This is a genomic window from Agromyces subbeticus DSM 16689, assembly GCF_000421565.1.
In the GTDB taxonomy this organism is placed as follows: domain Bacteria; phylum Actinomycetota; class Actinomycetes; order Actinomycetales; family Microbacteriaceae; genus Agromyces; species Agromyces subbeticus.
Window position 1 is genome coordinate 1 of the sequence record NZ_ATXG01000022.1, and the last position, 13,174, is coordinate 13,174.

The following is a 13,174-nucleotide window of genomic DNA, read 5'->3' on the forward strand; positions in this document are numbered from 1 at the left end:
CTCGCTGCTCGAGCTCGATGCCCGCGAGATGGCGGAGCTGCAGGCCGAACTGAACTTCGTGCGCCCCGTGCTCGGCCGCGATCCGCTGGCCGAGGCGGCCGCGGAGGCGCAGCGGGCCGCCGAGACGCAGCAGCCCGCCGAGGTGGTTGCCGCAGTGACGGATGTCGCAGAGCCGGCCAGGCTCCCGGTGCCGGTGCCGGAGTTCGAATTCGAGTTCCAGTTCGACCGCGAGTTTTACGACGAAGACGACGAAGACGACGAAGACGACGAAGACGACGAAGACGACGAAGACGACGAAGACGACGAAGACGACGAAGACGACGAAGACGACGAAGACGATGACGACGATGACGACGATGACGACGATGACGATGACGATGACGAAAACGAAGATGACGACGAGAACGACGAAGCACCGAGCACTGAGGAGCACGACGTGGTGATGGGAACGAACAGGTTCGAGCAGGCCGAGCCACTGGCATCCGTGGTGCCGATCGGTGCCGTTCCGGTGCCGGTCGCCGCGGTCGTGAGTCACTGGTCGCACGCGGCGTCCGCACCCGAGCCGGTGCCTGCCGCGGCCACCGGGGCTCCCGAGGTTCCCGCCGAGACCGCGCCGGCCCTCGATGCCGCCGCGCAGGTGTCGCTCGCGAAGGGCATCGCCTTCGTGGCGCATCGCGGCCAGCTCGACCGGGTCGGCGCCGAGTACATCGACCACCCGGGCCGGGTGGCCGAGCGCTTCGACGCGCTGACCGAGTCGGTGCCGGCCGCGGCCGCGTGGCTGCACGACGTGCTCGAAGACACCTTCGTCACCGCGCAGGAGTTGCTCGAGGCGGGTGTGCTGCCCGAGATCGTCGACATCGTGACCCTGCTGACGCGCACGCCCGACGTCGACGAAGACGAGTACTACGCGCGCATCCGTCGCCACCCCGAGGCTCGCCGGGTGAAGCTCGCCGACATCGGCGACAACACTGCGCCCTGGCGCCTGCGGCGCCTCGACCACGAGACGCAGCTGCGCCTCACCGAGAAGTACCGTCACGCGCGCGAGGCCCTCGGCGCGTAGCTCACGTCGAGGGCCTCGACAGAGGCCAGTTCATCCTGTCGTCGTATGCCAGTTCCGCCTCATCGATGAGGCGGAACTGACATATCGATCGTGAATCTCACACCGGAGTTGCGTAGCGGGCGGCGATCACCGCGGCGCGCTCGCGCAGCGCGGCTCGTAACGACTGCGGCGCGGCGGCCTCGGCGTCGGTGCCGAGCTGCCAGAGCGCCCACTCGGCATGGCGGAGGTCTTGGAACGTCACCTCGAGCCGGAGTCGGCCGTCGGCTTCGAGCGCCTCGGCGAGCACGGCCAGCGCGGTGCCAACCAGTTCCTCCCGTCGCGCCGGGTTCAACGTGACGATCGCCGCGAGCTGGTCGCCGCCCGTGCGGAACTGGGTGCTGCGCTCCTGCCAGATGCGGTCGAGATCGACCTGAGCCGGTCGCTCGGCGGGTTCGTCGAGCGCTTCGGCGGCGAGGATCCGCGAGAGGCGATACGTGCGGTCCGCGCCCGAAACGGTGGCCAGCAGGTAGGCCTTCTCGCGAACCGTGACCAGGCCGATCGGATCGACGGTGCGCCACTTCGGCGCACGATCGACCGCGGCGTAGTGGATGCGCAGCTTGTGCCCGGCGAGCACTGCGCGCCGCACTTCGATCACGGTCGCCTCGGGCACATCTTCGATGACCTTCCGGCGAGCGAGCAGGTCGGTCGCGGGGTCGACGAGCAATCGTTGCGCCGCGTCGTTCGCGACGACGCGGTGGCCCTCGGGCAAGGCGTCGACGACCTTGCGCATGGCCGAGGCGAGCGCAGTGCCGAGGCCGAAGACCTGCTCTCCGCGGGCCGAGCCCGCCGTCAGCAGGGCGAGGGTCTCGTCGTGGTTCAGCCCGGTGAGCTCGGTGCGCAAGCCCGGCAGCAGCTCGAAGCCGCCGTGACGGCCGCGTTCGGCGAAGACCGGCACGCCCGCCGCCGACAGCGCCTCGATGTCGCGCAGCACCGTGCGGGTCGAGACCTCGAGCTCGCTCGCGAGCGTCGTTGCCGAGAGCCGGCCGCGCTGGCGCAGCAGCAGCACCAGGGAGACCAGCCGATCGGCGCGCATGCGAGAAATCTATCGAATACATGACATGAGGTGTCGTGATTGGTTGGAAGGCTCAGTAGAGGAGAAGGTCATCGACCTCTCCGATCAAACGAAATGGAGCTGATGTGGCACTCGAACGAACGGCGATCAACCCGGTGACGTGGTCTGTGGACCTGGGATTCAACCAGGGCGAGCTGGTGACGGGACAGTCCCGCACGCTCTACTGCTCGGGGCAGACGGCGATGAGCGCCGAGGGTGCGCCGCAGCACGAGGGCGACCTGGCGGCGCAGCTCGAGCTGAGCCTCGACAATCTCGAGGCGGTGCTCGGTGCGGCCGGCATGACGCTCGCGAACCTCGTGCGGCTGAACGTGTACACGACCGACGTCGACCTGCTCTTCCAGCACTACGGCGTGCTGGCGGCGCGCTTGGGCGCTGCCCGGGTGTCGCCGACGACGACCATGCTCGGGGTCACGCGCCTCGCGATCCCCGGCCAGCTCGTCGAGCTCGAGGGAATCGCCGTCGCCTGAGGCAACCGTTCGCCCTCTGCCGGTCGTGCCGGTTCGCGCCGGCACGACCGGTTGGCAGACCCGCGGCTCCGACTCCGGCGGCTCTGCGCAATCGCCTCGAGAAACGTAACCATTGTGTTACGCTTCCGGTGTGGACGCATTCGAGGCGATCGCCGACGACACGAGGCGGCGCATCCTGCTGGCACTCGCAGACGAGCCCCGCACGGCGGGCGCGCTCGCCGCGAACGAGGTGCACAGCAGGCCGGCCGTGAGCCGGCACTTGCGGGTGCTGCGCGAGTCGACGCTCGTGCGGGCGCGATCGGTGGGGCGCACGCGGGTGTACTCGCTCGACCCGGCAGCACTCGCCCCGGTGCGAGAACTGCTCGCCCGGCTCGACGCGAGCGTCGCGGTCGAGAGCGTTGCCGCCGAGGTCGGCGCGAGGCATCCGTCGCCCGCTTCTCCGCCGTTCGCGCCCGAGCACTTCGACGCCCTCGAGCTCGAGGTGCGCAGGGCTGCGCGCGAGCCGGGCGTCACTGAACGAGAGGGAATCGCATGACGAACGACACTCCGACCGCCAGCCCCGCTCCCACCGGCGTCATCGCCGACGGCCCGCTGGGGCAGGAGCTCCAGCTCACCCGGCGGTACCGTGTGCCGATCGACGCGGTGTGGGCGGCGATGACCGAGTCCGAGCGACTCGAGCGGTGGATCGGTCGCTGGGAGGGCGACCCGCGCACCGGGCGAGTGGACTTCTACATGACCGCCGAGGGCGATGATGTCGCGGCCGAGGAGTACCGCATCGAGGTGTGCGAACCGCCGCATCGCTTCGCCGGCACCACCTCGGTGGGCGACGACCGATGGCGACTCCGGTTCGAGCTCAGCGAGGCCGACGGAGTGACCACGCTCGTCTTCGCTCAGGCCGTCGTCGACGATCTCGGCAATGTCGGCCCCGGGTGGGAGTACTACCTCGACCGCCTCGAGGTGGCGCTCGGCGAGGGCGACGCGGCGACGGTGGCGTGGGATGCGTACTTCCCCGCGATGCGCACGTACTACGACGGGCTCGCACGCTGAGGCCGGGCGGCGTCTCCTTCGACAGACGCCATGTGCGCCGCGAAATCAGGTGGTGCGCCCGGCCGCCGGCCCCGATACGTTTGACCCAGAGATCGGCCTCCAGGGGCCGCGAGCCGGGCACGACGTTGTGCTGCTCGCCCGTCGGAGGACATCGATCGCAGTCAAGCGAGAGAAGGGGAACTACCGATGAGAACCGCACCCCGCACCATACGATGGCGCCGGCGCGCCCTCGCGATGGCCGGAGCACTGCTGCTCGGGTCATCCCTGATGGCGGTCAGCGCAGCATCCGCCGCAGAAGACGACCCCCGCGTCGACCTGCCACCGGGCTACCTCGACGCGCAGACGGCGACGAGCAACATCGAGCTGCTCGCGAGCCTGCCGCGCGTCGCGCCGTTCGACGCGCCCCCCGGCAACTTCGGGTTCGTGAACTCCGACCTGGCGTTCTCGGGCGACAACGCCATCGTCGGCAACTTCAACGGCTTCCAGGTCTACGACGTGTCGGATGCCGCGGCGCCGAGCTTGCGCGGATCGTTCGTGTGTCCCGGTGGTCAGGGCGACGTGTCGGTCTACGGCAACCTGCTCTTCATGTCGGTCGAAGAGACGCGCGGCCGCATCGACTGCGGCTCGCAGGGTGCACCCGGCCCGGTGAACGCCGAGCGCTTCCGCGGCGTGCGCATCTTCGACATCAGCGACATCGACAACCCCGTGCAGCTGCCCGGCGTGCAGACCTGCCGCGGTTCGCACACGCACACGCTCGTCTCCGACCCCGATGACACCGAGAACGTCTACATCTACAACTCGGGCACGTCGAGCGTGCGGTCGCCCCTCGAGCTCCCGGGCTGCGAGAACGCCGCACTGACCACCGACCCCGTGACCACGGGCAATCCGACGCAGTGGCGCATCGACGTCATCAAGGTGCCGCTCGCGGCGCCCGAGACGGCAGCGATCGTCAGCCAGCCGCGCATCTTCACCGACCTCGACACCGGCGCGTTCAACGGGCTGCAGAACACCCTGCCGGGCACCGAGCTGCACCCCAGCGGCACGCTGTACAGCCCGACGCCCAACACCAACACGTGCCACGACGTCACCGCGTTCCCCGAGATCGGGCTGCTCGCGGGCGCGTGCCAGGGCAACGGACTGCTGGTCGACATCTCCGACCCGGTGAATCCGGTGCGCATCGATGCGGTCGCCGATCCGAACTTCTCGTACTGGCACTCGGCGACGTTCAACAACGACGGCACCAAGGTGATCTTCACCGACGAGTGGGGCGGCGGAACGCAGCCCCGTTGCCGCGTGACCGACCAGCCGGAGTGGGGCGCCAACGCCCTCTTCGACATCGTCGACGGCAAGCTGGAGTTCGCGAGCTACAACAAGCTGCCGGCGGTGCAGACCTCGCAGGAGAACTGCGTGGCCCACAACGGCTCGATCGTGCCGGTGCCCGGTCGCGACATCATGGTGCAGGCCTGGTACCAGGGCGGCCTCTCGGTCATCGACTTCACCGACACCGCGAACCCGACCGAGATCGCCTACCTCGACCGCGGGCCGGTGAACGTGCCGAACGCGGGCGCGCTGAACCTCGCCGGGTACTGGTCGACCTACTGGTACAACGGCAACGTGCTCGGCAGTGAGATCGCGCGCGGCTTCGAGAGCCTCGCACTCACCGCGAGCGACCAGTTGTCGGCCAACGAGATCGCCGCTGCCGGCGAGATCCAGCTCGACGAGTTCAACGCGCAGCTGCAGTCGAAGCTCGTGCACGAGCCGAGCTTCGCCGTGGCACGGTCGTACATCGATCAGGCCGAGCGAAGCGGCAGCCTGAGTGGCAAGGCACTGAGCGAGGTGCGCAAGCACGTCGACAAGGCCGAGTCGCTCGCGGGTGGCTCCGCGAACGGCAACGCGGTCGTCGCGCAACTCGACAACGCAGCCAAGAAGTCGGGTGCTGCGCCCGACTCCGCGATGGTGCAGGCGCTGAACGCGCTCGCAGCCACCTTCGGGTGAAGCGTGGGGAGGCCGCCGGTCGGCCTCCCCTGAACGCGAGAGGTGCCCAGCGGCTCAGGCCGCTGGGCACCTCTTCGTTGTTCTGGTCCGGTCGGGGTTTCGACGGGCCCAGTGGCTCAGCGTGTCGCGAGCAGTTGCTGCATGCGGGCGATCTCGACTCCCTGATCGGACTCGACGTGACGCGCGAACTGGTCGATCTCCGACTCGTGGCCACCGCCGTCGGTGTAGAGCTCGCTCACCATCTGCAACGCACCCTCGTGGTGCTGGATCATGAACTCGAGGAACAGCCGCTCGAACGCCGCACCGTCGGCGGCCTCGAGCTGGGCGAGCTGTTCGTCGGTGAGCATGCCGGGCATCTCATGGCCATCGCCGTGACCGCCGTGCTCATCGGTCAACGGCACCACGCGATCTTGCAGCCACCGGGTCATCAGGTCCATCTCGTCTTGCTGGCTGATCTTCATGCGCTTGGCGAGCAGGCGGATGTCGCGGTCATCGGTTCGCTCGTCGACGAAGCTCGTCATGACGATGGCCTGGTTGTGGTGCTGCACCATGTCGAGCATGAACTGCTCGTCGGCCTCGGTGTGCTTCGGCGACTCGAGCTTCGCTGCATCCTCGGGAGAGAGGGTCTGGTTCTCTTCGCCGGGAGCGCCGAGCTGCACGACGGGGCTCGTCGGCGCGGGCTCGTCTGAGCCGGCCGTGCACGCGGCGAGCCCGAACACGAGCGCGAGCCCGACGCAGGCGATGCCCGACCGTTCGAGAACCAAATCGCATACCTCGTCTTCAGTGAAGGGCACCAGCGGGGCGATCGCGGGGCTGGCGCTTGGGCCGGCCGACACGATCACCGTCCATTCAACTCGATCATGCCGTCGAGCGGAACCATGTCGCCCGGCTGACCGCCGGCTCGCGCAGCCGGTTCGCCCGGTCTGGCCCGTTCAGCCCGTTCGGTTCGCTCGGCTGGTCTGCCTGTGGCACCCGCGCGAGCCGCGCCCCGATCACGCCGACCACCGCTCCCACGATCATCAGCACCGCGACGGGCCACCAGTGCCCGGCCCAGCCCACGAGGGCGGCCGCGGCGAGCGGCGCGAGGCCGCCGCCGACGATCGCACCGGCTTCGCGCCCGATCGTCAGGCCCGTGTAGCGCACGCGAGTGTCGAAGAGGCTCGCGAACCAGCTCGGCTGCACGCCGTCGGCCGCCGAGTTCAGCACGCCGATGGCGAGCACGACGACGCCGATGATGAGCGCCGCGACACCCGTGCCGAGCGCGAGGAAGAGCGGCACCGCGAGCAGCCCGAGCCCGACGAGGCCGCCGATCACGAGCGGCGCAGCGCCGACGCGCTGCCCGAGCGCACCCCACAGCGGGCACAGCACCACGGCCACGGCCGCGCCGACGAGCAGTGCAGTGAGCGTCACCCAGCTCGGCAGCTCGAGCACCGACTTCGCGTAGCCGAGACAGAACACGGCGATCACGTAGAACGTGGTGTTCTGGCCGACCCGCACGAGGAAGACGGCGATCACGTTGCGCGGTTGGCGCAGCACCTCGGCGATGGGGTACCGCGACGCACCGCCCCGCTGGCGCAGGCGCTCGAACTCGGGCGTCTCGCCGACCCGCCGGCGCAGGTACACTCCGACGCCGACGAGCACGAGGCTGAAGAGGAACGGCACCCGCCAGCCCCAGTCGATGAGGCTCTGCGGGTCGAGCGCGGCGACGAGCAGCATGAAGGCGAGGTTGCCGAGGATGAGCCCGGCGTACACCGCGCTCGAGAGCAGCCCGCCGCGGAAGCCGCGCTTCTCGGCCGGGGCGTGCTCGAGTGCGAGCAGCACGGCGCCGCCGAACTCGCCGCCGGTCGCCGCGCCCTGCACGAGCCGCAGCGCCACGAGCAGCGTCGGCGCGAGCGCGCCGACCATGGCATATGACGGGAGCAACCCGATGCACGCGGTCGCGATGCCCATCACGAGGATCGTCGCGGTCAGCGGCGCGCGCCGCCCGTAGCGGTCGCCGAGCCACGCCGTGACGAGCCCGCCGACCGGGCGGGCGAGGAAGCCCGTCGCGTAGACCGCGAACGACAGCAGGATGCCGGTGAGCGGGTCGTCGCCCGGAAAGAACACCGCCGGGAACACGAGCGCCGCGGCCGTGCCGTAGAGGAAGAAGTCGTACCACTCGAGCACGGTGCCGAACGATGCCGCGGTGACCGCGCGATTCGCGGCGGTCATGCTGCCGCCTCCGCACGGGCGATCGGCGCCGCGAAGAACGCGAGCTCGTGCTCGGCCGAGATGCGGAACGCCCGAAGCATCCGCTCGCGCAGCTCAGGTGTCGCACGAGACGCGAGGCCGGTCACGATGCGAATGGCCTCGCGGGTCGCCTCGGCGAAGGCCGGGTCGCCGTATTGCGTGAGCCAGTCGGCGTACGGATGCCCCGGCGCCGCCGTCTGCTCGCCGAACGACCCGTCGGCGAGCCGCCGCCCGAGGTCGTCGTAGAGCCAGTAGCAGGGCAGCGCGGCCGCGGCGAGCACGGCGTAGTCGCCGCGGGCCGTGGTTGCGAGCAAGTGGTCGAGGTAGGCGGTCGTCACGGGGCCGCGGTCGTCGAGGGCAGCGGATGCCCCGGTGAGCCACTCGCGATGCAGCTCGGCTTCGACGGCGATGCACTGGTGGGCGCCGCGGGCCCAGAACGCCTGCTCCGTGGCATCCGGTGCCAGGGTCGACGCGGCGGCGAGCACTCGGGAGTACTCGCCGAGGTAGATCGCGTCTTGCGCGAGGTAGTACTCGAAGTCGGCGCGCGCGAGCGTGCCGTCGGCGAGGCCGAGGATGAACGGCAACTCGTCGATGCCGCGCCGCACCTCGGCGACCTCGGCCCACCAGTCGGCCTCGACCTCGTCGGGGGTCGGTGCGGTCACGAGTCCGCCGCGCTGCCACAACCCGGCGAAGTGGTGCACCGGGCCGCTGCCGCTGCCGACCGCGAGGGATTCGCCATGGCGCAGCGATTCCCGAAGCCAGGTGCGGGCGTCGGCGACGGCCGGATGCCACGAGCCGCGGGTGACCCGCAGCGTCGCGATCGCCGACGAGAGCGAGCAGCCGGTGCCGTGCGTCGCCGTCGTGGCGATGCGGTCGCCGGGGTACTCGTGCACCGAGGCATCCCGTCGGCCGGCCGGGGGCGTGGCCGAGGTCGCTGGGGCATTCGGTGCCCGGTGCAGGCGCGCGTCGACGAGGGCATCGGGCGCGCTGTCGCCGCCGAGGTGGCCGCCCTTCGCGAGCACCCGCACGCCGTACCTGCTCGACAGGGCGGCGGCCTGATCGAGCGCTTCCGACCAGGTGGATGCGGGCGCAGCCTCGGCCAGCACGGCGAGTTCGGCGAGGTTCGGCGTGACGAGGTCGGCGAGGGGGAGGAGTTCCCGCATCGCCTGCTCGGCGTCGGCGTCGAGCAGGCGATCGCCGCTCGTGGCGACCATCACGGGGTCGAGCACCACGACCGGCGGGCGCGTGTGAGTGAGCCACTCGGCGACCTCGCGAATCACCTCGGCGTTCGCGAGCATGCCGAGCTTCACGGCATCGATCGCGATGTCGTCGGAGATCGCGTCGAGCTGAGCGCGCAGGAACTCGACGGGCGGCACGTGTACCGCTCGCACCCCGTGCGTGTTCTGCGCAGTGAGCGCGGTGATGACCGCCATGCCGTAGCCCCCGACCGCTGCGATCGCCTTGAGGTCGGCCTGGATCCCAGCCCCGCCCGACGGATCGCTCCCCGCCACGCTCAACACCCGAGGCACCCGCACCCCCGCCGGTCGAGCAGCGCCCGCCCCTCCCGCCGGTCGAGTAGCGCCCGACGAAGGAGGACGCGTATCGAGACCCCAGATTTCCGCCGGTCGAGTAGCGCCCGACGGAGGAGGACGCGTATCGAGACCCGCCCCCCAAGCCCGCACGATCTCCCGAGCAGCCCCCTCAGGATCCCCAGCCGCACACACCGCCGACACCACGGCAACCCCCGCCGCCCCAGCCTCGCGCAACCCCGCAGCATCCGCCGCCCCGACCCCACCGATCGCGACACACGGCAACCCGATCTCCGCCGCAAGCCCCGCGATCCGCGCGAACCCGTCGACTCCGAGCGCCGGCGGATGATCGGGCTTCGTCGACGTCGGCCGAATCACACCCACCCCGAGATAATCGACCGTGCCCCGCGGCATCCGCGCAACCGCTTCGACATGCTCCGGCGTGTTCGCCGTCAGCCCGATCATCGCATCGGGCCCGAGTGCTTCCCGAGCCGCGAGCACCGACGCATCGCCCTGGCCGAGGTGCACCCCATCGACCCGGATGCCGCGCGCCCGCGCCGCGAGCACCACGTCGAGCCGGTCGTTCACGAGCAGCGTCGCCCGGCCGGCGACCGCCTCGGCGACGGCCTCGAGCTCGCGCAGCAGCTCGTCGTGCCCGGCCTGCTTGTCGCGCAGCTGCACGGTGGTCACCCCGCCCGCGACCGCGGCCGCGACCACGGCGGCAACACCGCGTTCGCCGCAGAGTGCGGCATCAGTGACGAGGGTGAGTGAGAGGTCGAGGGTGCGCGCGGCGCTCACGCGACGACCCCCTCGGTCGCGAGGTCGAGCGCGTCGGCATCAGCCTCGACAGCATCGGTCCCGACCGTCACCCGCGCCCGCTCGACGAGCGCCGCGGCATCCACCGCCGACAGCGCGTCGAGCAACCGCACGGCGAAGCTCCCGGGCCCGGATGCCCCGTCGGCCGCGAGCTCGGCCGCCACCGTGTACACGAGGTTCGCCGCGACGACCGCGTGGAACGCATCGTGCCCGGTGCCGCGAGCCGCACCGAGGAACGCCGCCGTCACCGCACCCAGTGCGCAGCCGCCGCCGGTGACCCGGGTGAGCAGCACGTCGCCGTTGGCGATGCGCGCCGTGCGCCGGCCGTCGGTGATCAGGTCGATCGGGCCCGAGACCGCGACGACCGACCCCGCCGAGACGGCGAGTGAACGAGCAGCGGATGCCGCGGCATCCGTGCTGTCGGAGGCGTCGACGCCGCGCCCGCCCTCGCCGGTGCCGGCCAGCGCGAGCACCTCGGAGGCGTTGCCGCGAATCGCGGTGGGCCGCTCGGCGAGCAGTTCGTGCGCGAGCGCCGTGCGAATCGGAAGCATGCCGATCGCGACGGGGTCGAGCACCCAGGGGGTCGCCGCGCCGCGAGCGGCGAGCACGGCCTCCCGGGCGGCATCGCGCTGCTCGGGTTGCGGCGTGCCGAGGTTCACGAGCAGGCCGCTCGCGACGGTCGCGAACGGGCCGGCTTCGCCGACGATGTCGACCATCGCGGGCGCCGCGCCGAGCGCGAGCAGCGCGTTGGCGGTGAAGCCGGTGACCACGCCGTTCGTGATGCAGTGCACCAGTGGCGTCGTCGTTCGCAGATGGTCGAGCAGCGTGCCGCTCGACTCGATGAGGTGGGCAGGGTCGATGAGCGTGCGTGTCAGCATCGCGACATCCCTTCGCTAGTCCGAACTAGATCAGGTTCGACGGGTCTGTTCTCAGCCGCGGATTGCGGCACCCCGTGTCACTGCGTGCGAGCCTAGCGGAGCGCGCACGGTACCGAAGTACCGTGACGCACCGCGGCAGATCGGTCTACGGCGACAGCTGCGCCAGCGCCGCCTCAGCGAGTGCGATCGCCGTGGCTTCGTCTTTCGCATCGATGTTGAACCAGTCCGGGCCGATGCGCAGATCGACCGCGCATCGCGAGAACTCGGGAGCGCACCGAATGGAGGCCTCATCCTCGGGACGCAGCCCTGCCAACTCGACGGGAACCGATGTGCCGGCTTGGACCATCCGCTCATATGCCCAGCGTCCGTTCTCGATCCCGGCGAGACCCGCCACAGTGCCGTCAGACTGCGCTGACCCCCACCTGCATCCGACGTTGTCGGCGTGAACGCGTGCTTCGGCCCAGAGACTCCAGCCGCCACTGCTCCCCGTGTAGTCGCCCCAATCGGCATCGGGCGTCGCAGTGAGGGACTGCACCGTTCCCAGCGGGATGGCGGCATCGCAGTCCAGCGGGAAGGGGGAACTCGCCCGTTCAGGCACGACGAGCTCCGTGGCAGAGTCGATTGCACTCATCGCCTCGATGATCGAGTCGACGAATGGTTGCCAGGCGGATGGGTTCATACTGTTGGGTTCCCAGAAAATCGCCTCGACTTCGACCCAGGCGTCCCCGACCGCAGCGCTCGCAGTACATGCGGTCTCGCGGCATCCGCTTTCATCTCGCGGCATCCCGTAGGCGACGGCCTTCTGCGTCCATCCCTCTGCGGGTCGTGGCACGATCAGGACGGTAACGCCGGCGTACTCCGGTCGGCTACCGTACTGGGGGTTGTACGGTACGCCGTTGGACCATCCGCACAGCGTGCCGCCCAAAGAGAGCACCGAGGTGGGCCTCGGGATCGCTACGCCGACGCCGGATGCGCTGACGATGGGATCGACGGAACCGACCTCCGTGTTGAAGAGGTCGGCGGCCATGGACTCGGCGACGAGCGACCCGCACTCCAGCCCGTACCGCGACGGTGGTGGCCCCGCCTCGACGACGGGAGCAGGAGGCGGTGTGGGCGTTGGCGTGGGAGTTGCGGTCGGCGTCGGCGTGGGCGTCGGCGTCGGCGTCGCCGCCGAGGTCGCGACCGGCGGGGGCGCGAGAGGCGGCAGCACTCCGAACGCGAAGGCCGCACCGGTGCCGATGCCGAGCAGTAGCGCCACTCCGATGGCGATGGCGATCACGCGGTCCGTCAACGTCGCGCGCTTCACGGATGCCGCTTCGAGCGCGACCTGTTCGAGCACGTTGCGCTTCGTCGAGACGAGGAGGCGTGTCAGTTCGTCTCCGGTCGGTGGTTCAGACCTCATCGAGGGTCACCGCCTTCTTCAATCGGGCCCGGCTTCGGGACACGCGTTGTTTCACGGCGCCGACGCTGATGCCGAGCTGCTGCGCCGCTTCGGCGTAGGGGAGTCCTTCGACGAGGCACAGCTCGCAGACGCGCCGGTCGATCGGATCGAGCCGCTCGATCTCGTCGAGCACCCAGCGCAGGTCTTCGCTCGTGGCTTCGGCGTCGTGGTGTTCGCGCACCGCGTTCGAGCCGCCGGCGATGTTCTCGTCGAGTTCGTCGGCGTGGTTTCGCGCCGCCTTGCGCATGACGTTCAGGGCGAGGTACCTGCAGGTGACGAGAAGCCACGGCAGCAGGGATGTCTCGGCGATCGTGATCTCGCCAGCCTTGCGCCACACCGTGACGAAGGTGTCTTGCACGATCTCCTCGACATCCATGCGACTCGGCGCGATCGCCCAGGCGTATCTGGTCACCGCGGCCGCGTGCCGGTCGAACACGATCGACAGTGCCGTCTGGTCGCCGCTCGCCAACCTCGTCAAGAGATCGGCGTCGGTGCCTTCGTTCTCGTCCACATGCACCTCCTTACCTGAGAAATGTCGCGGAATGCGAAAAGGTCACGGCTCTCGCGAATTTCTTCATGCGATTTCCGCTCCGGGGTGTCG

At 70.2% G+C, this 13,174-nt stretch carries 12 protein-coding genes and 1 riboswitch; of the genes, 5 read left to right on the plus strand and 7 right to left on the minus strand.

Annotated features, from left to right (window positions below; translation table 11 throughout):
- Positions 1–1,060: hypothetical protein (locus H521_RS26530; RefSeq protein WP_245561022.1), on the plus strand; the 1,060-nt coding region annotated here is incomplete at its 5' end.
- 97 nt (positions 1,061–1,157) lie between these two features.
- Here H521_RS26530 and H521_RS0119300 read toward each other — a convergent pair.
- A complete protein-coding gene (locus H521_RS0119300) occupies positions 1,158–2,132 on the minus strand; it encodes a helix-turn-helix transcriptional regulator (protein ID WP_022894652.1) in 975 nt (324 codons plus the stop codon).
- A gap of 104 nt (positions 2,133–2,236) precedes the next feature.
- Here H521_RS0119300 and H521_RS0119305 point away from each other — a divergent pair, with 104 nt between their 5' ends.
- The 4 genes from H521_RS0119305 (at position 2,237) to H521_RS0119320 (ending at position 5,680) form a co-directional block, all read left to right on the plus strand.
- The gene (locus tag H521_RS0119305) at positions 2,237–2,638 is read left to right on the plus strand and encodes a RidA family protein (RefSeq protein WP_022894653.1); all 402 of its coding nucleotides are present in this window, start codon (positions 2,237–2,239) and stop codon (positions 2,636–2,638) included.
- Between the two features lie 130 nt (positions 2,639–2,768).
- Positions 2,769–3,173, plus strand: coding sequence for an ArsR/SmtB family transcription factor (locus H521_RS0119310; protein ID WP_022894654.1), 405 nt, complete (start codon positions 2,769–2,771; stop codon positions 3,171–3,173).
- A complete protein-coding gene (locus H521_RS0119315; RefSeq protein ID WP_022894655.1) occupies positions 3,170–3,685 on the plus strand; it encodes an SRPBCC family protein in 516 nt (171 codons plus the stop codon). Before H521_RS0119310 ends, H521_RS0119315 begins: the two co-directional genes overlap by 4 nt.
- 186 nt (positions 3,686–3,871) lie before the next feature.
- A complete protein-coding gene (locus H521_RS0119320; RefSeq protein WP_084512702.1) occupies positions 3,872–5,680 on the plus strand; it encodes an LVIVD repeat-containing protein in 1,809 nt (602 codons plus the stop codon).
- 116 nt (positions 5,681–5,796) lie between these two features.
- Here the strand turns inward: H521_RS0119320 and H521_RS0119325 are convergent, their stop codons facing one another.
- From H521_RS0119325 to H521_RS0119355, 6 genes are all read right to left on the minus strand, one after another.
- Positions 5,797–6,444 carry a DUF305 domain-containing protein gene (locus H521_RS0119325; RefSeq protein WP_156891592.1) on the minus strand — a complete coding sequence of 216 codons (648 nt, stop codon included), beginning with the start codon at positions 6,442–6,444 and terminating at the stop codon, positions 5,797–5,799.
- 94 nt (positions 6,445–6,538) lie between these two features.
- The gene (locus H521_RS0119330) at positions 6,539–7,891 is read right to left on the minus strand and encodes an MFS transporter (RefSeq protein ID WP_022894658.1); all 1,353 of its coding nucleotides are present in this window, start codon (positions 7,889–7,891) and stop codon (positions 6,539–6,541) included.
- Complete coding sequence (locus H521_RS24465; RefSeq protein ID WP_022894659.1) at positions 7,888–10,236, minus strand: bifunctional hydroxymethylpyrimidine kinase/phosphomethylpyrimidine kinase; 2,349 nt, start codon at positions 10,234–10,236, stop codon at positions 7,888–7,890. The genes H521_RS0119330 and H521_RS24465 overlap by 4 nt, the downstream gene beginning before the upstream one ends.
- Complete coding sequence (thiM, locus tag H521_RS24470; RefSeq protein WP_022894660.1) at positions 10,233–11,132, minus strand: hydroxyethylthiazole kinase; 900 nt, start codon at positions 11,130–11,132, stop codon at positions 10,233–10,235. Before thiM ends, H521_RS24465 begins: the two co-directional genes overlap by 4 nt.
- Positions 11,123–11,217, minus strand: a riboswitch (TPP riboswitch). Its footprint overlaps the gene before it by 10 nt.
- A gap of 60 nt (positions 11,218–11,277) precedes the next feature.
- Positions 11,278–12,438, minus strand: coding sequence for a hypothetical protein (locus H521_RS0119350; protein ID WP_156891595.1), 1,161 nt, complete (start codon positions 12,436–12,438; stop codon positions 11,278–11,280).
- Positions 12,439–12,523: 85 nt separating this feature from the next.
- Entirely contained in the window at positions 12,524–13,084 is a 561-nt protein-coding gene (locus tag H521_RS0119355) for an RNA polymerase sigma factor (protein ID WP_022894662.1), read from the minus strand.
- Positions 13,085–13,174: the final 90 nt, after the last annotated feature.